Origin of the sequence: Streptomyces sp. NBC_01314, assembly GCF_041435215.1 — a bacterium.
Classification (GTDB): Bacteria; Actinomycetota; Actinomycetes; order Streptomycetales; family Streptomycetaceae; genus Streptomyces.
This window is the reverse complement of the sequence record NZ_CP108394.1, coordinates 7,705,649-7,728,089: the sequence shown is the minus strand read 5'-3', so window position 1 is coordinate 7,728,089 and position 22,441 is coordinate 7,705,649. Positions and strand designations below refer to the sequence as shown.

Below are 22,441 nucleotides of genomic sequence, written 5' to 3'. Positions count from 1 at the left end.
TCTGCGATGAGTGAACCGAACCCCGGGCCCGCACAGGGCCCGGGTAGCGGGCCGGCACCGGCCCGCCCGGAAGGCACCACGAAGGCCGACGCCCCGTCATCCGTGCCGCGCGGGCGCCGCAAAGACACCGGCCCGGACGCCACCACGGCCGAAGTTGGCGGAAGTCGCCGCACCCGAGTCCCTCGCGGCGGTATCCGGGGCCGGGAAGGTCTCGCCGGCTGGCTGTTCGTCTCACCCATCGTCGTCGTGCTCGGACTGTTCCTGGTCGTACCGATCGTCATGGCGCTCTGGGTGAGCCTGTCCGACTGGAAGGGGCAGGGCAGCCCGTTCTCCTCCGGAGTGGACTTCGTCGGCGGAGAGAACTACGCGCCGCTGGTCACCGAGCCCGGCCTGGCGCAGAGCGACTTCATGATGAGCCTGCGCAACAACGCCTACTACGTGCTCTTCGTCGTCCCGCTGCAGACCGTGCTCGCGCTGGGCCTGGCGCTCCTGGTCAACGGCAGGCGGCTGAAGGGCAAAGGGTTCTTCCGCACCGCGTACTACTTCCCGTCGGTGACGAGTTCGGTGGCGATCTCGGTCGTCTTCCTGTTCCTCTTCTCCTCCAGCGGAGTCGTCAACTCCCTGCTGGCGAAGATCGGAGTGGACGGGCCGGCCTGGTTCGCCGATCCGCGCGGCATCATCCATCTCGCCCTCGGCGGCCTCGGCCTGAACACCGACGCGCCCCCCTCCGCACTCGCCGACACCACCGTCGGCGGCCTGTCCCTGTGGGAGTGGCTCGCCGGCCCCAGCGTGGCCATGTGCGCGATCATCGCACTGGTCGTGTGGACGACGGCGGGCACGTTCATGCTCATGTTCCTCGCCGCACTGCAGGACATCCCCCTCGAAGTCGAGGAGGCCGCCGAGATCGACGGCACCGGGCGCTGGCAGCGGTTCCGCCACGTCACACTGCCCATGCTCAAGCCGACGCTCTTCCTCGTCCTGACCCTCGGACTCATCGGCACCTGGCAGGTCTTCGACCAGATCTACGTCATGACCAAGGGCGGACCGGGAAAGACGACGCTGACTCCCGCGTTCCTGTCGTACCAGTCCTCGTTCTTCAACAACGAGTGGGGACAGGGCAGCGCCATCGCCTTCATCCTCTTCGCGATCATCGTCGCGATGACGCTCCTGCAGCGGTTCGTCCTGCGCGACAAGGACGAGGCCCGCGCCAAGGCCGCCACCCGGCGCGCGGCGAAAGCGGCACGCTCCGGATCCGGCCCGACGACGGGGGCGGCCGGATGACCCGCACGGCCGCAACCGCCCACCCCGCACAGCCCACATCCGGCGCGACGGCGCCCATCACCGCAGGCGCCCCGGCGGCCACAGCCGGCGTCCGCCACGGAGGCACGCGATGAGCACCCAGCACAAGCTTGCCCACGCGGAAACCGCGAACGGCACGCACACAACCCGCCGCTCAGGCAACCGCACGCGCCGCGGCAGTACCCTCACACGCGCGTTCGGTTACACCGCCCTCGTCATCGTCGCGCTGCTCTACATCTACCCCTTCCTCATCCAGCTCGCGACGAGCTTCAAGACCGACGCGGACGCCACCAGCCACCCCCTGTCGCTGTGGCCGACCCACTTCACCACAGCGGCCTTCAGCCGACTCGCCGAGGCGGACTATCCACGCTGGTTCACGAACTCCGTGGTCGTCGCGCTCTTCGTCACCGCCGGCCGTGTGTTTTTCGACTCCCTTGCCGGGTACGCACTGGCCCGGCTGCGCTTCCGCGGCCGGGGCGCCCTGTTCGCCGCCGTCATCGCGGTCATGGCCGTGCCCGGCGTCGTCCTGCTCATCCCGAAATTCCTCGTCCTCAACCAGCTCGGGATGTACGACTCCTACGCGGGGATGATCGTCCCGCTTCTCGCGGACGCCGCGGGGATCTTCATCATGAAGCAGTTCTTCGAGTCGATCCCCGTCAGCGTCGAGGAAGCGGCCCGCATCGACGGCGCGAGCACCTTCCGGATCTTCTGGTCCGTCGTGCTGCCGATGGCCAAGCCGGCCCTCATCACCCTGACCATCCTGTCGTTCCAGGGATCGTGGAACGAACTGCCGCACTTCATCGTGTCCCGGCAGAGCCCGGAACTGAACACCCTGACCACCGGGGTCGCCTCGATCGTCTCCGGTCAGCTCGGCGACGGCAACCTGTACCCGATCAAGCTCGCGGCGGCCCTGCTCATGACCATCCCCGTGGCCCTGGTCTTCTTCGCCTTCCAACGGCACTTCGTACGCGGCGGCACGGCAGGCGCGACCAAGGGATAGCCGGGCGAGAACCCAAGGCCAGTCGCGCAGCCGAAGCGCGTGCCCGCCCTCCCCGGGAGGAACGCCTCCCTGTACCCCCTCTGACTGGACCGATCCCACCATGAGCAACCCGACCCCCACGAACGACGCCGCGAACGACTCCTGGTGGCGGACCGCCGCGATCTACCAGGTCTACATACGCAGCTTCGCCGACGGCGACGGCGACGGAACCGGCGACATCGCCGGTCTCCGCTCCCGTCTGCAGTACCTGGCCTACCTCGGCATCGACGCGATCTGGATCAACCCCTGGTACCCGTCCCCGCTGGCCGACGGCGGCTACGACGTCTCCGACTACCGTGACATCCACCCCACCTACGGCACCCTCGGCGAGGCACGGAAACTGATCACCGAGGCCCACGAACTGGGCCTGCGGGTGATCCTGGACATCGTCCCCAACCACACCTCCGACCAACACGCCTGGTTCCAGCAGGCGTTGAGGGCCGCGCCCGGCTCCCCGGCACGAGACCGGTTCATCTTCCGTGACGGGAAAGGGGAAGAGGGCAGCGAGCCGCCGAACGACTGGCACGCGGCCTTCGGCGGCCCCACCTGGACCCGCACGCCGGACGGCCAGTGGTACCTGCACCTCTTCGCCCCCGAACAGCCCGACCTCAACTGGGACAACGGCGAGGTCCGGGCCGAGTTCGAGTCGATCCTGCGCTTCTGGTTCGACCTGGGCGTCGACGGCTTCCGCATCGACGTCGCCCACGGCATGGTCAAGGACCCGGCCCTCCCGGACCTCGGCCTGACCGAGTTCTCCGTCATCGCCAGCGAAGACGAGGGGAACCATCCGCACTGGGACCGCGAGGGTGTCCACGACATCTTCCGCGGCTGGCGCGCCGTCGCCGACAGCTACCCCGACCCCCGCGTCTTCGTCGCCGAGGCCCACGTCCGCCCCGGCCGCATGCCCGACTACCTCCGCCCCGACGAACTCCACACCGCCTTCAACTTCGACTTCCTCAAGTGCGCTTTCGAGGCGGACAAGCTGAGGGAAGTGATCGACCGCACGATCACCGATCTGGCGAAGGTCGGTGCCCCCGCCACCTGGGTCCTCTCCAACCACGACGAGACCCGCCACGTCACCCGCTACGGCCGCGCCCACACCGGGGTCCAGACCCTGTTCCGGAACCAACCGATCGCCGGCGACCTCGCCCTCGGCACCCGCCGAGCACGGGCGGCAGCCCTGCTGATGCTGGCCCTGCCGGGAAGCGCGTACATCTACCAGGGCGAGGAACTCGGCCTCTACGAGGTAGAAGACCTCCCCGAATCGGCGCTTCAGGACCCCACCTGGGAACGCTCCGGCCACACCGTCCGAGGCCGCGACGGCTGCCGCGTCCCTCTCCCCTGGACCGGCGACACCTCACCCTTCGGCTTCAGCACGTCCGTCTCCGCCGAGCCCTGGCTCCCCCAGCCCGAGCAGTGGAAGTTCTACACCGCCGAAGCCAACCAGGCCGACCGCACCTCCATGCTCCAGCTCTACCGCTCCGCCCTGCGCCTGCGCCGCACCAACCCGGGCCTGCGGAGCGAGGACTTCCACTGGCTCGACAGCCCGCCCGGCACCCTCCTTTTCGAACGCGGCAACGGCCTGCTGTGCGCGGTCAACCTCACCGACCAGCCGACCCCGCTCCCCGCCGCCACCAGCCCCCTCATCGCGTCAGCACCCCTGGACAAAGCCGGGCTACTGCCCCCCGACACCACGGCCCTGCTGCACCGGGACTGACGAACGACAACGGGCATCACTCCGGCCCACCTCCCCGCGCCCAGTCGCGCCCCCTATCCACCAGGGCCTGTCCGGTGTTCCTCCCCGCCGACCGGACAGGCCCTGGTCCATATCCAGGATCCCGATGGAGTTGCCGGAGACGGGACAGCCCTCTCGCCGAATGATTGCCATCCGCTGAAGACGGGGAAGGATGGCCACGATGACAGGTGATCGCCACGAACGGCGCATTGAGGCAGATCTGGGCATGCCGGAGGCCACAGGTAGCCGAAGCATGACTTGGGCGACGATGCCTCCCGAGGCAACTGCTCGGATTTAGCGGCGGGGCCGGCACCTCCCCGGGAAGCCGCTGCGAGACTGCCATCGGGACTCGGCTTACCAGAATCCTGCTCTGCGTGAAGAACCTGTAGGCAGAGCGCCGACGTCCTTCATCGCACGAGCGCAAGGAGTGCCTCACCATCAGAAGCGATCTGGGCGGCAACCTGACAGAGCCGACTCAACGGTTCCCTCGACCAACTCCCGCGCGACCAGGCGGCCCACGGCCGCGGCGAGCGTGACCGCCGAGTGCATCACTGCCAAGTAGAGGCCGGGGACCTCGGCGACCGGGCCGACGATCGGCTCACCGTCGGCCGGCATCGGGCGCACTCCGAGTCGGGTGCCGAGCAGCTCGACGCTCCCGGTGCCATGGAAAGTGGACCGGACGGCGGCAAGGGTCCGTTCGGGCGAGTCCGCGGCGGCGATCAGCCGGTCCGGGGCGACCTGCCGGAGATCGAAGTCCTCGGTGTTGACCACGGTGCGGACCAGACCGGCCGGGGCGCTGAGCCGGAACAGCGGCGACGGCGACGGTTCGACCGGGACGCGCACGCCGAGCGGTGCGCCCAGCGCGGCCGTGGCAACTCCGGCCGCCAGCACCACCGTCGCACCGGAGAGGGGGCCTGCTGTCGTCTCAACCCCGGCAATCCGGCCCGCTGCATCCCGGCGGACCGCGGTAACCGGCGTGTCCAGATGTACCCGAGCGCCATGGGTGCGAGCGGCCGCGACCAGCCGCTCGGTCACGCCCACCGAGTCAACAGCGCCGTCCCCCGGCGCCCAGACAGCCCACTCCGGAGGCTGCCGAAGGTTGGGTTCGAGCGTCGCCACCGTGGTCGCGTCCACGATCGTCTGCCCGGGTCCGGCGTCCGGCGCACTGTCCTGCCTGTTCCAGCTCAGCGAGCCGGACCAGGTCACCGGGAGTCCCGGCAACTCGGCCCCGAGCCGGTGGTACTCCGCCGTCGCGGTGGCCCGCAGCCCGGCGGCCGGAACTTTGAGCACGCCGGACGATCCGATCCAGGCGAACGAGTCCGCCGTCACGCCGGCGCCTGGCCGCCCGGCGTCGACCAACGTCACGTTGGCGCCCGCCCGAGCGGCGTGATACGCCACCGATGCGCCGACAATGCCGGAGCCGACGACGACCAAGTCCCTACTCACCGATGGGCTCAACACGTTCACGACCTTAGCGTCCGCCCGCGCGGCCTGGGGGCCGACGCCCGCTGACCGAAGGCAGCCCGTAGCCGGGATTTAGACGCGGGACACTAGTCTGAACGCCGCCTGTACTCACCAGCCATCCCAGCACTGGCGTCCGAAATATCGAAGCCCCCGACCGGATCCGTGGCGAACGCCGCACGGGAGGTCTTCGTGCGCGCGGCCGAGCACGGCGACGAGCACGTGGTGAAGTTCGCCACCGCCACCGCCACCGGCGGCATCGGCGCGGCTGGTGGCCGCAGCGCGGGCCTGCGAACTGATCGGCCCGGTTCTACAGCGGAAGCCGCCCCACCGTAGGCAGTGGCAGCAACGAGAATCTCCTGGCTTCGTAACTGACAGGCGACACTACTTATTGCCGAGTGTGGACAGCACTTGGTAATCACAGGGCCAGGAAATGTCGATGAGAACTGAACACCGACTCCTGGTCGAGCTACTGCCACACCAGCTCGGCGACGCGGAGGAAGTTGCCGCCCAGAATCGCGCCGACGGCGCGGTTGGGGTATCCCCCGGCGAGAAGCGCGTCTTCGACGGTCAGCAGGCCTTCCGATGGCATGAAGCTGATCGGCCCCCAGCGGGTGTAGCGGTCGGGGAACGGCTCCGGGCTCTGTTCGAGCATCGCGTTGAAGTCCTCGTGGTCGAACGGGAAGTCGGTCGACACTCCGACGTGTTCCGGACCGACGATGTCGACGGCGTAGTCGGTTGCTGTGGTCACGCCCGCCGAGCGGTCGGTATCGAGCCGTCCGGGCTGCCCGGTGCGACCCTTGACAGTCCGCGCGACGGTCGCCAGAGTGATCCATTGGAACGATCAAATTTAACGTTCAAACCCAACCTCTGATGGAGGTGGCTCGCGATGGCCCGAGCAACGCTCGAAAGCGTGGCCCAACATGCCTCTGTGTCGCGGCAGACGGTGTCCAACGTCCTCAACGCGCCGCATCGGGTGCGCCCCGAGACCCTCGCCCGCGTGCAGGCCGCCATCAAGGAGCTCAACTACCGCCCGCACCAGGCTTCCCGCACGCTCCGGACCCGGCGCTCACGGCTGATCGGCGCTCGTATCGAGCCGTCGACGGATGGCGTCAACGGCGCCGTCCTCGGTCAGTTCCTCCAGTCGCTGACCGCCCGGACGCAGGAGGTCGGCTACCGGGTCATGCTGTTCACGGCAGTCGATGATGACCACGAATGTGCCCTGTACGACCAGCTTCTCGACGACTACGACGTCGACGCCTTCGTCCTGCACGGCACGCACGCCGATGACCGCCGGACGGCGTGGCTGGCCGAACGCCGGGTGCCGTTCGTGACGTTCGGCCGCCCCTGGGACACTGAACCTGAGACCCCTGATCGGCATGGGTGGGTTGATGTCGACGGCGCGCAAGGGACCAGGGCCGTGACCCGGCACCTCATCGAGACCGGCCACCGCCGGATCGCCTTCCTCGGTTGGCCGGAAGAGTTGCAGGGGTTAGGGGTCGGCGACAACCGGCGCAGTGGCTGGGCGAGTGTCGTTGCCGCGGCCGGACTCGGTGTCCCTCACGGCTACGACGTGGGTGTCCCCGACGGGTTCGATGCTGGCCGCGCGGCCAGCGCATCGATGCTCGACCTGCCCAGTCCGCCGACCGCGATCGTCTGCGTGAGCGACTCGCTGGCTCTTGGGGCCCGGAGCGAGATCACCGCTCGCGGGCTGCGCCCCGGGGTCGATATCGCGGTGGTCGGCTTCGATGACTCTCCGTCCGCGGCGGTCGTCGGCCTGAGCAGCGTGGCGCAGCCGCTCGACGAGGCCGCCGCCGCCTGCCTACGAATGCTTCGGGTGGTGCTGGCGGCTCCCGCTCCGCCGCCCGGCCCACCCGCGCCTGTCCTGCTCCAGCCCCGGCTCGTCATCCGGGCGAGCGGCTGAGCCGACGCGACACGACCACACGTCCCCTCTGGCGCCGACTCCCAGATCGTTACCCGGTCTGGCGACCTGGGAATACCACGCAGACAGAGCTGCTCCCGGCCCTGCGCCACAAAGCGCAGCACGAGGCCGGGCAACACATCGGTGATCCCTCGCTGCAAGAGCAACTGCGCCGAGCACAGCGCACGATCAAGCAGATCGTGCGACTCCTGGACCCGCAGTTTACGGAGAAGGCGAAGGGGAGAAGTTCGAGAAACCCTCCTTGTCGCTTTCCACCATGTCGATCTCGTGTCCCAGACGAACTGCCTTGGTGCGGAGATAGTCGTAGTTGTTGCTGCCGACGAAAGAGGTGGTCGGCACCCTTTCGGCCACCTCGATACCGCAGGTCGTCAGTCCCTGGACCTTGTCCGGGTTATTGGTGAGAAGCCTGATCCGGGTGATACCGAGAGTGCACAGCATCTCCGCAGCGGCGTCATACCGGCGGGCGTCGACCGGCATGTCCAGGCTCAGGTTTGCGTCCACGGTGTCGAGGCCCTGTTCCTGCAGGGCGTATGCGTCAATCTTGTTGTACAGGCCAATGCCTCGACCTTCCTGGCGCAGGTACAGCAGCACCCCACCCTCCTTCCTGATCATCTCGATGGCCTCGCTGAGCTGTGGCCCGCAGTCGCATCGCGCCGAGCCCAGCACATCACCGGTGAGGCATTCCGAGTGCAGGCGGACCAGAGGAACTGAGCCGTCGGGCCCTGGCCAGTGCACGGCTACGTGTTCGGCGCCGTCGGACAGAGAATCGAAACTGTAGAGGTGTGGCTCCGCGGCGCCGTTGGAACTCCATTGCGGTAGATCGATCCGTTGGCGGATCTGCACGCTCTGGGTGCCGGAACGGACTTCCTGCGGTCGATTCGCGTTGCCAGCTGTATTCAGCTTCACCATTGGTTTTTCCTCGCTCATTGCCGACTGTCCAAAACAGGTCCATTGGAGGGTCGAAGCCGCCGCGACTTGCGAAGGTCGACATGTACGTACGCCCGGTGCAGCCACCTGTCCGTCCCGTCGAAGCGGGGATGGTAGGCGGTACGGCCGTGTACGGAGACCCGGTTGTCGACCACGGCCAAGTCACCGGCCTGGAGGCGGATCTCGTGGGTGACCTCGCGTAGTGCCTGGTCGAGCCGGCGTAGCGCATCCGCTGCCTCCGAGTCGACAGCCCGGGTGACGGCGAAGTCGACACACAGGTCAGGGTCGTCGATGGCACCGCGCAGCACGGGTCCGACCTGCACCTCCGCCAGTTCACCGAAAGAGCTGGGCGGCGAGGTACGAAACCGTGGTTCCCTGAGCGTCGCGACAGTGCGATCGTCCAGCAAGGGCATGGCTCGCCTGATCGAGGCCACGCGAAGTCCTGCCGCGTCGGCCGGGTCGGCGCGCACGCACAGCAGGAGGACGAAATCCGGTAGGTACGGATGGAAGGCGTTCTCGGTGTGCATCAGGAGTTCCACCGCGCCGGCGTTGCTCTGATCGGTGTGCAGTGCCGGCACCGGGACGACATCCTGGACCAGTGCCCCCGACTTCTCCTCGCGGTAGGCCACCGGATGGCCGAGTTGCTGGGCAAGCAGCAGCAGCGTCGTGGACGCGAGGCTGGGAACCCGACGTACCGAGCCGGCCACGTTCGGTGTGACGGGCGGGTGTGGATCGACCGGTACACCGCGAAGCACCATGGCGCCGTCGGCACCGCTGTCATACGCGAAGCCGGCCATGGGCGTACGGACCGCGGCCGACAAGGCCGCGCCGGCCGCCCGTAGTCGCTGAAGCCAGGATCGGTCATCAAGGCGGGCGCCATCGACGCACAGGGGATGCGCCGCGTCGGCTAGTTCCCGCGCTGCTTGATCGTCGAGCCGTTGGCGTGAGGGAGGCGGCACCTCCCGGGCAACCGTCGGTGGGGTGCATCGTGTGACGGAGTGTGAGATGACGTACTCCCCGGTGGGATGGGTGTTCGACGGTAGGGCGGTCGCTGTGCCGTCCCGTCCTGATCGGCCCGACCGGTCAGATTCCGGCGACCTTCTGATAGACAGCCAGGTAGCCGTCGACCATGGCGTCCTGACTGAACCGGTCGACGACCCGATTGCGGCACGCGTAGGGGTCGATGCCCGCCAGATCGGGGACCACCTCGGCAAGCTCGTCGACGGTGGCCCGGACAAACCCGGTGCTGCCGTCGGCTACCAGCTCTCGCGCTGAACCCCGGTCGAGTACCAGTACCGGCACGCCGCAGGCCATCGCTTCGGCCATCACGAGGCCGAACGGCTCGTCCCAGTGGATCGGGAGCACCATCGCGGCGGCACCCTGGATCAGCTTCACCTTCTCGGGGCCGTCGACCTCACCGATCATCCGGATCTGGTCTCCGTCGACGTACGGCGCCACGTAACTGTCGTAGAAGGGACGGTCGGTGGGGTCGACTCGGCCCGCGATGATCAGTCGGCGCCCTGTCGCGAGGGCGACACGGACGGCGTCGGCGGTGCCCTTGCGTTCGCTGAGCGTCGCCATGTGCAGCAGGTAGTCCCGTTGTCCGATCCGGTCCGGGTCGAGCGTGAACCGACGGATGTCGATTCCGTTGTAGACGGTGTCGACCCAGTTCAGGTCGGTGACCCCGAAGCGGCGTTGGCTGTCGCTGATGGAGACGAACGCGGCGTCACGCGCGTGCTCGTACACCGGCCGTATGACCTCCCAGCCTGTTGTCCCGTGCACGGTGGTGACCATCGGCAGTGGGGCGAAGTGGCGGAAGGGGAGGGCGGCAGTGGTGTGGTTGTGCACGATGTCGAAGCCGCCCATCTTCCGCAGCGATTCCGAAACGTGCACCACCTCCCGCTGCCAGTCGAAGCTGTCCCGGTCTGTCAGTCGGGTGCTTGTCAGGTGGGCTCGGGTCTGGGACGACGGGTGGGCGAAGAGTGTCACCTCGTGGCCCTGGTCGACCAGGGCGTCGGCCAGTTCGGCGATGACCCGCTCGACCCCGCCGTAACCTCGGGGCGGGCAGGGGAGATAGGGCGGCGCGAGCTGCGCGATCCTCACGGGATTCCTTTCTTCCAAGAAGCCGGACTCCTGCACGGCGTCGGCGTCGGCGTCGGCGTCGGCGTCGGCGTCGGCGCGCCGTGCCGCTGGGGCGAGATCTGCGGCGAGCCGTATCAGCCGAAGACGACCGTCGGCCGCGGGGCGTCGTCACCGCTGATCGACCAGCGGAAGACCCTGCCGTCCCACCCTGCGGTCACCGGGTCGCTGCCCGACCAGGCCACGGAGCTGATCGCGTTGCCGTGCGCCTCCAGGCGTCGGCTGCCTGCCGATTCGATGTCGTCGGTGAACCACCACAGTCGAGCGGTGAAGTCGTATCCCCCGGTGAGGAGCACCGGTCGGCCGTCGCAGCGGCCCCACGCGAGTGCTTTGACGGACTCGTCGTGTCCGACCAACACGGTCAGCAATTCCCCCGTGCCGACGTCATGGACCCGAACCGTACGGTCGCGCGACGCCGTCGCGAGCACCTCTCGGGAGCCGATGCGGGTGATGGAGCCGCTGTTGATGAGCTCGCCGTGCCCGGTGAACATGCGCAGCAACGTGCCGCTGGTACTGATCAGCCGAGCGGTGCGGTCGGTGGAGACGGCGAGCAGCCGTTCGTCGTCGACCCAACTGACGTCCTTCACTGCCCCGTCGTGGCCGTAGTACGCGGATTCGGGTATGAGCGCGTTGTCCTGCCACCGATAGATGTCGAGCGTCCCCTCGTAGTCGGCGACCGCCATCCGGCTGCCGTCCGGGGACCAGGCCACGCGATTGATCGGGTGCGACCGTTGTACCGACGCGAGGGGCTCGCCGGCGATGGTCGAGACCCAGACCCGCCCGGAGAACGCCCCGGCGGCGACCAGGTCTGCGTCCGGGTGTAGCGAGACCGTGTTGACCAGGCTTCCGTCGCCGCCGGGCAGCCGTCGTGGCTCCGCCCCTGCCAGCCACACCGCGCCGTCGTCGCAGCCCAGCGCGATCACGTCCCCGCGGCTCGTGACATGGTTGACACCGCAGGTGGTGCTGGGCGGGTCGAGCCGTACCGTCACGACCTCGCCGTGGACCGTGTCCCCCAGCTGCTCCGGAACGGGCAACAGTGCGGGGCCGCTTGCAGTCGTGCCGGAGATCAGGTGTCGCCCGTCCGGCGCCCAGTCCAGCGATCGCGGCCAAAGATGCGGCCCCGACCAGCGGACCAGTTCCTCGCCTGTGACGACGGACCAGATCCTCACTGTGCTGTCGTACGCCCCGATCGCCACGTGCCGCTGGTCCGGTGACCAGGCGACGGACTTGACCGCGGTGTCGTACGGGCCGATCTTCCCGATCAGTTCGCCGTCACGCTCCAGCAGGTGGACATGTCCGTCGTCGCAACTGGCAGCGAGGATCCTGCCGTCGGGCGACCAACGGCACATCTCGGCATGGCCGGCCTGGCCCAGTTCGGCGATGCGGGTACCGTCAGCCCCCCAGATGCGGATGACAGCATCCTCACCGCAGGTCGCGATGGTGTCCGGCAGCGCGTCGACAAACATGCAGTGATCCGCGTGGCCGAGGACGACGTCACGCAACGTGCTGTCGGTGAGGTCCCACATCCGGCCCGTGCCGTCCTGCGAGACCGTCACCAGCGCCTCGTCCGAGAGCCAACTGACGCAGTTGAGGTCGTCGGGCTGACGCGAGAGCAGGTTGACGATCTGGCCGGTCACGGCGTCCCAGACGCGGCAGGTCTTGTCGGCGGAGACGCTGGCCAGCCAGCGCCCATTGGGGGCGAACCGAATGCCGTTGACCAGGCGTTGGTGCTGCCCCGTCCAGCAGGGTTCGCCGGTCCAGCGGTCGTACACCACCACTCGACCGTCATAGCCACCGGTGGCGAACCATCGGTTGTCCGGGCTGAAGGCCACACAGGTCTGGGGGGAGGCGTGCGGCGCGTCAGAGGGAGTACCGATGCGGGCATGCCGGACGGAAACATCCATCGGGTACATGGGCTGACCTCAAATCGTGATAGCTGTACGGGCTCGATGAGGGGCGTTTTGCCGCAGGTAGGTGGACCGTGAGTCGGCCATGGGGCGCCGGGCGAGGACGTGCCGGAGCCGTACGCGGTCGGTGCCCGGCACGCCCGGCCATGGGCGGGACCCAGAGAAAGCGCACTCGCAAAAAAATGCAAAGCTCAGACGCCTGTGCCACCCCGTGGACGTCTCTTTTGCCTTGGATATCGATCTCGACCGAGGGCCAAACGTATAGTGGATCATCGAGGGTCGTCAAGCAGTTGCCGCAAGCCGAATTCACTGTGCCGATAGGTTTGACGGACGCGCAGCCCGCTTCTCGCTAAACATCGAAGGAAAGGCTGTTCTGCGGAATTCGCAAGGGTTCGGTCTGCGGTCGGTCACCCTTCCCTCGACACCGACCCTGCACCCCAAACCGCTTAACACGCCACTGAGCAGTACCTTTACTCGTGCCCGGCCACAGTCTCGGACGGGCTGACCCGTACGGCGACTAGGGCGACTTCGACCGAATTCGCCACCTCGACGTGGCATATCGCCACCGTTGACAGTCCGAGTCGGGCAGTCGTAGGGTCGCCGCAATGTGCCGCTTTTCCCGAAGCTAATCCTCTCCTTCCGCGCCTCATGGAACGCAAATTTGAAATGCTAATTTGAAATGCAAAAGCTGCCTGATCTGCTAATTGGCGGCGCCAAACGTCGGCCTCCCGCACCTTGAGAAACAGCGTCGACAGGCGCCTGGCGGCCCCAGAGGCCCTCGCGACCCGACCCGATCGCCAGGGACACGGCGTCGCAGCGGTCCCCGACGCCGCGATCCAACAGCTTGGAGTGCTTCTTGCCCGGCTTCCTCATGCCCATACGGCCACTGCCGTTGACCCCTGACTCGTCTGCGCCCGGCTCATCGAGTGCCGATCGGTCTGCCGATGTCGCGGCGGATCTGTTCATCCCGGTACGCGCCGAGCCGCCGGCGCAGCTCGCCCAGGCCATCCGCACGGCACGGTCACTGGCCCGTGCCGAGGGAGTGTCGGTGCACATCGTCTGCGGGAAGGACGATCCCGTGACGCTCGGTCATCTGACCGAGCAGTTGCGGCACATCGAGGGAGTCCAGTTGTGCGAGGTTCCCAGCTGTGCGCCCAAAGCCCGGGCGATGAACGAAGTCGTGAGACAGTCCCGAGCTCGCTGGGTGGGTTTCCTCGACGTTGACGTCGCCATGTCCGCCGACGTTCTGAGGCGAACTCTCAGCGAGGCCGACCTGGATCAGCTCGACTATCTGGAGTTCGTCGAGCTGTCGACCGGCACGGGCACGGTTCCTCGTCTGCTCAACATCCAGTCCGTGCTGTTCCAGATGGCCAACGCCTACCTGGCCGATCGCCTCGGGAGTCGGTACTTCGCCTCCTCGGGGCTGCTCCTGAGACGTTCCTTCCTGGATCGGGTGGGCCCCTGGCCGGAGGACGGTTGCGAGGAGGGCTATCGGTGGAGCCTGGCCGCCGCGGGCGTGCCCCAGCGCGGTCGAACGAGCACCGTGCCGGTCCAAGGACGACCGGCGGCAAACCTGAACCAGGCTCTGCGGCAACGCCGGCGCTGGTACCAGGGACAACTGCGGGCTGCGGTGGACTGCCTGCGCCCGGGATACCCGGTACGCGGCCGAATCCTCGGTCTGGCCGGCGCCGCGAGCATATTGGCCCAGGCCGGCTGGGTTGTCAGCCTGGGGCTGAGTCCCGTCAGCCGCCGAGCCCGCCGGACCTTCACGGCGCTGTCGCTGCTGGAGACGACCCGTTTACTGATGGCCGCACCCAGCCTCCGGTCAGCTTCAGATCAACGACCCCGCGATATCGGCGCCTTTCTGGCCTTCGAGATCGTGGAAGGACTCGCGGTCCTGTCCGCGGTCCTGCCCACTTCGCAGCAGTTCGGATGGCGACCGACGGTGAGAGGATGAGCCCGGTGCACCACTCCATCGAGCTGCTCTGCTCACCCTCCGGCCCGGCGGAGAACGCACTGCTCGCCGCTGAGGTGGACACCTGGTCCAGGTCGACCGGGACAGAGGTGGCCGTTACCCGACTGGCGGACCACAAGGACGGGCTTCGGGCGTACCTCACCGGCGCAGCAGCGCAGACAACGCTGGTACAGGTCACCCCGGATGTGGTGTTCGAGTTGGCGCGTGACAAGGTGCTCGCCACCCCGCCCGACGAGATCACCACGCCAGCGGTCCGAGCCGCTCTCGGACCGGCGTTCGAGGTCGACGGCCGGCAGTGGGCGGTACCGAAGGACTACTCCCTCATCAGCCTCTACCAGCGCGCCGACGGAGAGGCGGGCGGGACGATCCCGTCGACCTTCATGAACCCGGTGTACGAGCGGATCGCACCATTCCTCTACGCCCACGGCGGCGGCACCGTCCTCGACGGCGGGGGTGGACCTGAATCGCGGCCCGGAAACCTGGCAGGGCTACGGCGGGTCCAGGAACTGTTCCGCGAGGGCATGCTCACCTTTCCGCAGCAGTGTGGTTACGGCAACACGGTGACAGCTGCCCGGGAGGGGACGGCTCTGCGGGCTCTGGAAGGCCCGTGGCTGCCACGGGAAGTGCCCGCCGCTTGGACCACCACGTCTCTACAGGAACTGACCGGCGGCGATACGACGTTGGCCCTGACGGGGGGTTGGGCGGTCACCAGCGGCTCCGACGACATTGCCTGGGATCTGGTTCGCTTCCTCACCGCTCCCGCCACACTCGAACGGATCTCTCGGCACAGCGGCCCACGATCGGTGCATGAGATCGGCGACGCGGACGACTTCCGGCTTCTGCGTCCGGCCGCCGGCTCCAGGTCCGCCATCTGGTCCTGGCAGGCTCTGATCACCGCGATCCCCGACGGCCGACTCGAACCACTGGCCGACGCACTGTCCGTTGCCGACATTGGAGAGCTGACGTGACCGAGGTCGAGGCTGTGCTCGCCGAGATCCAGGACGGCCTGGTCGAGGTGCCTGCCGGCGCCACACTGATCGGGTCGACTCCGCAGACGATCACGACCGTACTCGCGGAGCCGGCCATGAGGGGCGTACGCCCGGAGTGGCTGCTCAAGGAGGTGCCACGGCACAGCGTGCGCCTGCCCACCTTCTGGATCAGCCGAGTACCGTTGACGGTCCGTCAGGTAGCCTTGCTCACCCCTGTCAGCGGTGTACGCCCGGTCGGCGAGGCCGCATCCGATCACCCCGCCACAGTGGGCTTGAGCGACGTCGACAAGCTTTACCACGCGTTGTCCGAACTGATCGGTCGCAAAGCCACACCTCCCAGCGAGAGTCAGTGGGTCCGCGCTGCCCGAGGTGACGACGAGCGCGTCTATCCATGGGGCGACACCTGGCAGGAAGGGCTGGCCAATATGGGACGGGCCGGCCTCGGCAACACCTGCCCTGTCGGCAACTTCCCGCACGGCCGCAGTGCCTTCGGGCTGCTCGACATGGCTGGCAACGCTGACGAGCTCACCTGCACCCCGTACGCTCCCTTCCCCGGCGCCCCCGCCGAGGTGCCTGAACTAGAAGACTGGGCGCACTCGCCGTACATCACCAAGGGCGGCGGCTACATGCACGCCCGGGACCTTGCCCGCTGCGACCGTCGGCACGGCGTCTACGCGCCGGACGAGCCGCTGGCCCTTCGAGTGGTTGTGGAGCAACCGGCTTGACAGAAGCAGAAGTTGACACCACGCCACCATCTGCACCCCGTATCGGCAACGCCGCACGTTTCCTCATTGCCGCTACCGCCGTGTCAGCCCTCGGTAACAGCATGTACATCGGTGCTGCCGCACTGTTGGTGCTGGAGCTGACCCGAAATCCGGCGTCCGTTCCCCTCATCGCCATCTGCGGCGGGATACCGGCCATCGTGATGGCGCCTCTTGTGCCCCGCGCCATCAAGCGGTTCGGCGCCGGACCGGTCGCGATCGCCGCTGACCTGGTGAGCGCGGCAACCGCCTGTCTCTACCCTCTGCTGTTCCTGCTCTCGATCCACAGCGGCCCCGAGATCGTGTATGCCCAGGAACTGGTCATCGGCAGCGCCGCTGCCTTCTACTCCACGTCCTCTCGTATCCTCGTCAGCGCGCTCTCGGCCAACTCCGCCAGCGTGCTGGTCCGGATCAACGGATACTCCATCGCGACGACACAGATCGCCGGCGTGATCGGCTGGGGTCTGGGTGCGCTCACCCTCGCCCTGTCCGATGCGGCGACCGCCATGTTCGTCAACGCGGTCACCTTCGTACTCAGCGCCTTGCTGCAGTGGAGAGTCCGGGACGACCTGCGCGGGGCACAGCAACGCGGTGAAACGACGGTATCGGAAGAGGCGGTGTCAGGGGAGGCCGAATCACCAGCTGCCCAGCCCGCTCCACGCCGCTGGTACCTGCCCCGGCCATCGGCTGTGATTGCCACGGCCGTCCTGGTCGTGGTCTTCAGCACCACCCAACGACTCTGGCTGAGCAACTACCCGGCAGTTCTCGAACTTGTCCTTGCCAAACCCGACTGGACATTGGGCATCGCGAACGTCGCCTACAGCGCGGGCGCGATCCTGGCCGGAGTCATCGTCGCCGGTCGGGCGAAGGCCCCCACCGTACGCAGCACGATACTCGTCATCTGTGTCTTCTACGCCCTCAGCGCCTTGGTCACTTTCACGTCTCCGCTGCCGCTGATGCTCGCGCTCTACTGCATGGTTGGTGTGGCCTCCATCGGCGCGGTGCTGGCGCAGTCCAGGCTGCAACTCGAACTTCCGCTGACCAGCCAGTCCACGTTCTTTGCCCGCCTGCTCGCGGTTCAGAACGCCAGTAACCTCATCTTTCTGTCGCTGTGGATCTACCTGCTGGAGCTCAGCGATCCGCGGACGCTGATCGTGATCACCCTGACCACGGCGGCAATCCTGACAATTTCTTTTGGAGCGGCAAAATATGATCATCGTGCTCACGACGTCCGACAGTGAGAACTCGCGAGGTGCCCGGTGTGCGCAGGCACTTGTTGAGCGGATGAGCGAGACGTCCCCGGACCCTGTGGCTCTCGTCGACTGGGGCCAGGACCCCGTGGCCGCCAAAGCCCTGCTGTCGGCCGAACCGGATTCCATCAACGGGGTAGTGCTGGTGGCTCCGGTACGCAACTTCGGCATCGCCGCGTCGACAAAGCTGGCCATTGAACAGTTGGCTGACCTGTTCCGCGATCGCCCGGTCGGCGTGGTGATGACCGCCGGCACGCCCCGCAGCTTGCTCGCCGTGCAGAGCGTCGTCATGCCGCTCATCCTCGACTACCGCTCTGTCATCCATCCGACAGTCGTGCATCTGCCCGGCGAGCCCGACGAAGACTCACGTCTCGAACGTTTCGCCCACGATTTCACCCGCTTCTGCGACGCCCTCGCGTCGTCCGCGTGGGTCGGCGACCGTGCAAGCGGCGCGGTGTCCTGACACGAAGTCGAGTTGGCCGATCCACAACCCGGAACCAGTGTGAGCACTCAACCGAGGAGGTGACTGTGCGGATAGCGCACGTTTCCTACGGCACCCTGTACGGCGGCGCCCCAGAACTCATCCGTGCCGACAGCCGGGGACTTCGGGATCTCGGATGCGTCGTCAGTTGGTTCGATATCGCACCCTATTTCCACGACCAACCCCTTGCCGACTACCTGCACGACGCCCTGCACGGAGTGCGTCCTCGGATCATCCCGGGGACCGAAGCGGAACTACGACAGCGATACCGGAACCCGGACGCCTGCCTGGAGCCGCTCGTCGAAAAGATCCGCGCGGACCGACCGGACGTCGTCATCCTGCATGACCCGGTCGGGCTGATCCTCGCTCCGGCGCTCCGCGGCGTCGCACAGATCGTCTGGCGGTCACACATCGGAGACCAGGCGTGGAACGAGTGGACCGTCTCCGCCAGCCATATTCTCCGGCCGGCTCTGGAAAGCTGCTCCCTGGCCGTGGTTCATCTACCGGAGTACGTGTGGCCCGATCCACCATGCTCCTTCCTGGTCAGCCCACCGGGTATCGACGTCGACGCCACCAAGAACCGGGACCTCGACCCCACAGAGGTAGCGCAGCTCACCGGCTTGCTGACCACTGGAGTGGTCAGCGGACCCTGGCGGGCAGACCAGGCCGGCGTGAATGACTCCGGGCAGGTCCCTGCCTTCACCGACCACGGCACAGGCTTTCTCCCCAGCGAAACCAGCCGCTACGCCCTGGTGGTCGCCCGCTGGGATCCGTTGAAGGGACACCGGCTCGCCTTCGACGCCTTCGTCGCGGCCGCTGACGCCGACCCCGATCTGCACCTCGTCTTCGTCGGGCCGAATCTGCATTCCGGCAGCCGCACCGTCTTCCACGACGTGCGTAACGGCATCCTGACTGCCATTCATGACTTCCCGGAATCGCTCGCCAACCGCTGCCACCTCTGGTCTGCGATCGACATCGGCACCGACCTGCACCGGGCAGCGATCAACTTGATCAGGAGCCGGGCCGTTCTGGTGATACAACCGAGCCTGCGCGAAGGCTTCGGGCTGTCACTCACCGAGTCGATGTACCGGGGGCGCACCACCCTCGCGACAGCAGTCGGGGGTCATCGATTCCAGGTCGTACACGGTATCAACGGGTTGCAATGCGCCCCGGAGGTCGACTCGCTGGCCAAGACGCTGACCCAAGTTCTCCACCAGCCGCCCCACCTTGGCGATCGTGCACGTGCATCAGTGCTCGAACGCTTCACAGCCCGCATAAGCGCAAGGCGGCAGCTGGACCGCTTCCAGCTGGATCCGGTGTGACCTCCCGCCTCTGCTGTCGGGTCTCCTGCGCACGGTGACTCGCCCCATCGCAACTGGTGAACCGTCGAGTTGGAGTGCCAGGCCCCATCCGCGTGGTGAGTACCCATTACCTCGGGTTGTGGCCGCAGCAGGCGACGGTCTCGGTCTGGTCAGCGTCGGCGAGCGGCGCTACGGCGAGCACAGCCGCCAGTGCCACGAACAAACCGAGTACGGCTTTACGCATCGCATCTCCTTGTCGAGGGGAACGTTGTCCAGCACTTCCGCTGGCGATGGCCCGTTACACCGTCGGGCCGGTCGCGCTAGCGGTGAGTACCCATTAGATGGTGGGTGGGACAGGTCCTGGGCGGCGGGCGAGGGGACGGGGCGCGTGCTCAGCCGGTTGCGCCTCGGCCGAGCCGCCGCGCCCGCGCCGCCGTCGGTGCGGCGGCAACGTCCAGCGGGGGACGTCGGCAGGGGAAAGGTCGGGGCGGGCACGGTGCCAGCGTGCGGGGTGTCGCCACCGTCCGGAGGCGTCACGGGCGACCTCGACGCCGACTTCCGCCACCAGCGTGACGTTCAGCGTCTCCCGGCTGCCCCACCCGGAACAGAACGACCAGCCCCTCCAGGGATGCGCGCCGGGCCGGGGCGAGCAGCCCGGCGACCGCGCTGCTCACTGGCTGGGCGAGGGTGGTGGTGCGGCCGACGTACTGAAGGCGGCCGTCGTTGTCGAACCTACCGAGCAGCAGACTGCTGGGGGCAGCCACAGAGCCGGTGACCGCGCCGACGATCACCTCGGTGGTCTCGCGCACCTTGTACTTCCGCCACCCGCGCACCGCCGGCGCTGATGACCTGGGTGCCTGTTTCACGGGCGGCCTGCCTCCGCCAGGGCCTGTCCGGTGTTCCTCCCCGCCGATCGGACAGGCCCTGGTCCATCTGCAGAAGCCGGGTGGAGTTACCGGAGACGGATCCGAGCCTCCAACAGGCCCGGATCCGTTCAGGACAGCACACGAGAGACCAGGGGCCGCTGCACGTTTGGGGCAGTTTTCTGTTGGGGCCGTTTCCTTGGCTTCCCGGACCCTCGCCAGACATGCAGACGACGCACTGGAGAGCGCCTTCCGGGCACTCCCCCGGTACCTCCGGCCTCAGGATGGCCTCAATCCTTGGCCCTGCCGCAGGAGAGCTGAGCAGGACAGGTCTCAGCGGCTACGCATTCATGCAGGTCAGGAGGGCATCAGCCGACATAGACCAGCGTGGCGCCAAACCCACGAGCAGCGGATTCAGTCCGTTCAGGCGAAGTTGACGCTCCGACACCCGAAAATGAACGTTTCCGCAGGTCAGCGACCTGCGGAAGTGGGGCGGGTGGGACTCGAACCCACGGCCGACGGATTATGAGTCCTTTGAGGATCTTGGCGATCCTTGCCGATCAGTGCCCATTCACGCCGTTCTTGCAGGTCAGACGCGTGCACCTGTGCCGGTCCTGCGAGGTCCTTGTCGGTTGGTTCCTGTCCTTGCGGTCCCTTTGTGGTCCCTGTCGTTCCCTCTCGCTCCCTGAGGGGGCCGGCCCGATAGGGAATCGCGACTGTCACTACAGCTCAACAGACGCGATCGGACCTTCGCGCAGCGGATTCCCATTCCCCCGCGCAGAGGGCCTGCACCCTTCTCCCGACGGCATGTCAGGTTGCCGATGTGGTCCCGTCCGCTCACCGGTGACCGCATCCGGCGGTGAGGGTCAGCAACTCAGCATCGGGCTCGCATCGGCGGGGGTATCCGCGTCGTGCGCGTGAGCCCCGGTCTGAGGGACGCTGGGCGCGTGTCGTCGGCGACGGCCACTGGAACGCCGGTGATCCGGTGCCGCAGGCGGCGGCCGGCTTCCTCTCAGGTCATGGTCAGAAGTGTTCCGCGCCTGTGCCTCAGTGGACGCGGACGGCGCGGGCCAGGAAGTGGAGGGAGGCGTCCTCGTAGCAGTCCAGCGACCATCCGGCGGCGTGCAGCGCGGGCCGCAGGTTCTCCTCGGCCAGAGGGTCGTCCGGGTCGAGGGGGCGGCCGTGGCGTGCGGCCCGTTCGGCGCGGCCGGAGGGGTGGAAGAGCAGCAGCACACCGCCCGGGGCGCTCACCCTGGCCCACTCGCGCAGCGCCGCCGCGGGGTCGGGCACGTGGTTGATCAGGCCCGCGCTGAAGATGCCGTCGACCGCCCCGTCCGCGAGCGGCAGCCGGCAGGCGTCGGCCATGAGCAGCCGGGCGAGGTCCGCGCGGCCCTCCTTCGCGGTGGCGGTGAGCATCGCCGGAGTCAGCTCCACCCCGAGGACCACGCCCTCGGCGCCGACTTCCGCGCGCAGTGCGGGCAGCGCGCGCCCGCTGCCGCAGCCCACGTCCAGCGCCCGCCCACCCGGACGCAGACCCATCTGGAGAACCGCCGCCGTATACCGGGGGCCGTCGGCGGCGAAGCGCGCCTCCCACTTCGCCGCCTTCGGCGTGAAGAACGTCCGGGTGGCACTCCGCTCCGCGCGGTCCGCCACGAGTGCAGCGAAGCGCGCGAACACGGCGTCCCGGTGCGGCGCGAGGGCGGCCAGGTTCCTGGGGGCGGACGCGACGAGGTCCGGCGCGGTGGCGGCTTCGTCGGGGAAGGCCGCGGCGAAGGCGTCCACGGCCGCCTTGTCGACCTCCAGGTGGAACTGCAGACCCCATGCCGAACCGCCGAGCCTGAACGCTTGGACCGGGAAGCGGTCACAGGATGCCAGCAGCGTCGCCCCGGCGGGCAGGTCCATCGTGTCGCCGTGCCAGTGCAGGACCGGCAGGTGTTCAGGGACGCCCGCGAACAGCGGATCGCCGTGCGCGGCCGGTGCGGCTCGTACCTCGCCCCAGCCGATCTGCGGCCCCGACCCGGGTCGGCTCCTGCCGCCTGCTGCCTCCCCGAGAAGCTGGGCGCCGAGACAGACCCCGAGCACTGGAACCTCGACCTCCAGCGCCGCCCGCAGCAGCGCCAGCTCCGCCGTACGGCCGGAAAAGTCCTCGTACGCCGCCGCGGGACCGCCCATCAGCACCAGGGCCGCGGCGTCGCCGAGCGTGTCGGGCACCGGATCCCCCGCCCAGGTCCGGCACGTACGCACCGGCAGCCCGGCCGCCTCCAGCGCCGTACCGATGGCGTACGGGCCTTCCTGCGGCGCGTGTTCGACGACCAGGACGTCCGTCGGGGGGACGGGGCTCACCGTGCTCCTCTCATCAGGGTCATGCCCAG

At 68.0% G+C, this 22,441-nt stretch carries 19 protein-coding genes; 11 read left to right on the top strand and 8 right to left on the bottom strand.

Annotated elements, in window-relative coordinates; genetic code table 11:
- The first annotated feature begins 6 nt into the window (after positions 1–6).
- The 3 genes from OG622_RS34085 (at position 7) to OG622_RS34075 (ending at position 4,055) form a co-directional block, all read left to right on the top strand.
- On the top strand, positions 7–1,281 hold the full coding sequence (locus OG622_RS34085; protein ID WP_371580463.1) for a carbohydrate ABC transporter permease: 1,275 nt from the start codon (positions 7–9) through the stop codon (positions 1,279–1,281).
- A 109-nt stretch (positions 1,282–1,390) separates the two neighbouring features.
- Positions 1,391–2,299, top strand: coding sequence for a carbohydrate ABC transporter permease (locus tag OG622_RS34080; protein WP_371580462.1), 909 nt, complete (start codon positions 1,391–1,393; stop codon positions 2,297–2,299).
- Between the two features lie 100 nt (positions 2,300–2,399).
- Positions 2,400–4,055, top strand: coding sequence for an alpha-amylase family glycosyl hydrolase (locus OG622_RS34075; RefSeq protein WP_371580461.1), 1,656 nt, complete (start codon positions 2,400–2,402; stop codon positions 4,053–4,055).
- A 456-nt stretch (positions 4,056–4,511) separates the two neighbouring features.
- On the opposite strand, the gene OG622_RS34070 is transcribed toward OG622_RS34075, so the two are convergent.
- Positions 4,512–5,519, bottom strand: a complete 1,008-nt coding sequence (locus OG622_RS34070) for an NAD(P)/FAD-dependent oxidoreductase (protein ID WP_371580460.1) — start codon at positions 5,517–5,519, stop codon at positions 4,512–4,514.
- A 180-nt stretch (positions 5,520–5,699) separates the two neighbouring features.
- On the opposite strand from OG622_RS34070, the gene OG622_RS34065 reads away from it, so the two are divergent.
- Positions 5,700–5,870, top strand: coding sequence for a hypothetical protein (locus OG622_RS34065; protein ID WP_371580459.1), 171 nt, complete (start codon positions 5,700–5,702; stop codon positions 5,868–5,870).
- A gap of 133 nt (positions 5,871–6,003) precedes the next feature.
- On the opposite strand, the gene OG622_RS34060 is transcribed toward OG622_RS34065, so the two are convergent.
- Positions 6,004–6,285, bottom strand: coding sequence for a membrane dipeptidase (locus tag OG622_RS34060; RefSeq protein WP_371580458.1), 282 nt, complete (start codon positions 6,283–6,285; stop codon positions 6,004–6,006).
- A gap of 138 nt (positions 6,286–6,423) precedes the next feature.
- Here OG622_RS34060 and OG622_RS34055 point away from each other — a divergent pair, with 138 nt between their 5' ends.
- Positions 6,424–7,458, top strand: coding sequence for a LacI family DNA-binding transcriptional regulator (locus tag OG622_RS34055; RefSeq protein WP_371580456.1), 1,035 nt, complete (start codon positions 6,424–6,426; stop codon positions 7,456–7,458).
- 219 nt (positions 7,459–7,677) lie between these two features.
- Here the strand turns inward: OG622_RS34055 and ribA are convergent, their stop codons facing one another.
- The 4 genes from ribA to OG622_RS34035 form a co-directional block, all read right to left on the bottom strand.
- Positions 7,678–8,385 carry a GTP cyclohydrolase II gene (ribA, locus tag OG622_RS34050; RefSeq protein ID WP_371580455.1) on the bottom strand — a complete coding sequence of 236 codons (708 nt, stop codon included), beginning with the start codon at positions 8,383–8,385 and terminating at the stop codon, positions 7,678–7,680.
- Between the two features lie 14 nt (positions 8,386–8,399).
- Entirely contained in the window at positions 8,400–9,200 is an 801-nt protein-coding gene (locus tag OG622_RS34045; protein ID WP_371580454.1) for a TauD/TfdA family dioxygenase, read from the bottom strand.
- A gap of 286 nt (positions 9,201–9,486) precedes the next feature.
- Positions 9,487–10,506, bottom strand: a complete 1,020-nt coding sequence (locus tag OG622_RS34040; protein ID WP_371580453.1) for a glycosyltransferase family 4 protein — start codon at positions 10,504–10,506, stop codon at positions 9,487–9,489.
- Positions 10,507–10,619: 113 nt separating this feature from the next.
- On the bottom strand, positions 10,620–12,446 hold the full coding sequence (locus OG622_RS34035; RefSeq protein ID WP_371580452.1) for a WD40 repeat domain-containing protein: 1,827 nt from the start codon (positions 12,444–12,446) through the stop codon (positions 10,620–10,622).
- 895 nt (positions 12,447–13,341) lie between these two features.
- On the opposite strand from OG622_RS34035, the gene OG622_RS34030 reads away from it, so the two are divergent.
- The 6 genes from OG622_RS34030 to OG622_RS34005 all read left to right on the top strand — a co-directional run bounded on the left by OG622_RS34030 (position 13,342) and on the right by OG622_RS34005 (position 19,227).
- Positions 13,342–14,406, top strand: coding sequence for a glycosyltransferase family 2 protein (locus OG622_RS34030; protein ID WP_371580451.1), 1,065 nt, complete (start codon positions 13,342–13,344; stop codon positions 14,404–14,406).
- Complete coding sequence (locus tag OG622_RS34025) at positions 14,403–15,392, top strand: hypothetical protein (RefSeq protein WP_371580450.1); 990 nt, start codon at positions 14,403–14,405, stop codon at positions 15,390–15,392. The genes OG622_RS34030 and OG622_RS34025 overlap by 4 nt, the downstream gene beginning before the upstream one ends.
- The gene (locus OG622_RS34020) at positions 15,389–16,138 is read left to right on the top strand and encodes a formylglycine-generating enzyme family protein (protein ID WP_371580449.1); all 750 of its coding nucleotides are present in this window, start codon (positions 15,389–15,391) and stop codon (positions 16,136–16,138) included. The genes OG622_RS34025 and OG622_RS34020 overlap by 4 nt, the downstream gene beginning before the upstream one ends.
- The gene (locus OG622_RS34015) at positions 16,135–17,415 is read left to right on the top strand and encodes an MFS transporter (protein ID WP_371580448.1); all 1,281 of its coding nucleotides are present in this window, start codon (positions 16,135–16,137) and stop codon (positions 17,413–17,415) included. The genes OG622_RS34020 and OG622_RS34015 overlap by 4 nt, the downstream gene beginning before the upstream one ends.
- A complete protein-coding gene (locus OG622_RS34010) occupies positions 17,384–17,887 on the top strand; it encodes an NAD(P)H-dependent oxidoreductase (protein WP_371580447.1) in 504 nt (167 codons plus the stop codon). The genes OG622_RS34015 and OG622_RS34010 overlap by 32 nt, the downstream gene beginning before the upstream one ends.
- 65 nt (positions 17,888–17,952) lie before the next feature.
- Positions 17,953–19,227: a glycosyltransferase gene (locus OG622_RS34005; RefSeq protein WP_371580446.1), complete on the top strand. Its 1,275-nt coding sequence runs from the start codon at positions 17,953–17,955 to the stop codon at positions 19,225–19,227.
- A 512-nt stretch (positions 19,228–19,739) separates the two neighbouring features.
- Here the strand turns inward: OG622_RS34005 and OG622_RS34000 are convergent.
- The gene (locus tag OG622_RS34000) at positions 19,740–20,015 is read right to left on the bottom strand and encodes a hypothetical protein (RefSeq protein WP_371580445.1); all 276 of its coding nucleotides are present in this window, start codon (positions 20,013–20,015) and stop codon (positions 19,740–19,742) included.
- 1,101 nt (positions 20,016–21,116) lie between these two features.
- Positions 21,117–22,412 carry a methyltransferase domain-containing protein gene (locus OG622_RS33995; RefSeq protein WP_371580444.1) on the bottom strand — a complete coding sequence of 432 codons (1,296 nt, stop codon included), beginning with the start codon at positions 22,410–22,412 and terminating at the stop codon, positions 21,117–21,119.
- Between the last annotated feature and the right edge of the window lie 29 nt (positions 22,413–22,441).

Excerpts from the sequence above, each read along its gene's own strand:
- OG622_RS34085 (WP_371580463.1), top strand. The coding sequence starts at position 7 with ATGAGTGAACCGAACCCCGGGCCCGCACAGGGCCCGGGTAGCGGGCCG.
- OG622_RS34080 (WP_371580462.1), top strand. The coding sequence starts at position 1,391 with ATGAGCACCCAGCACAAGCTTGCCCACGCGGAAACCGCGAACGGCACG.
- OG622_RS34075 (WP_371580461.1), top strand. The coding sequence starts at position 2,400 with ATGAGCAACCCGACCCCCACGAACGACGCCGCGAACGACTCCTGGTGG.
- OG622_RS34055 (WP_371580456.1), top strand. The coding sequence starts at position 6,424 with ATGGCCCGAGCAACGCTCGAAAGCGTGGCCCAACATGCCTCTGTGTCG.
- ribA (WP_371580455.1), bottom strand. The coding sequence starts at position 8,385 with ATGGTGAAGCTGAATACAGCTGGCAACGCGAATCGACCGCAGGAAGTC.
- OG622_RS34045 (WP_371580454.1), bottom strand. The coding sequence starts at position 9,200 with ATGGCCGGCTTCGCGTATGACAGCGGTGCCGACGGCGCCATGGTGCTT.
- OG622_RS34035 (WP_371580452.1), bottom strand. The coding sequence starts at position 12,446 with ATGGATGTTTCCGTCCGGCATGCCCGCATCGGTACTCCCTCTGACGCG.
- OG622_RS34025 (WP_371580450.1), top strand. The coding sequence starts at position 14,403 with ATGAGCCCGGTGCACCACTCCATCGAGCTGCTCTGCTCACCCTCCGGC.
- OG622_RS34010 (WP_371580447.1), top strand. The coding sequence starts at position 17,384 with ATGATCATCGTGCTCACGACGTCCGACAGTGAGAACTCGCGAGGTGCC.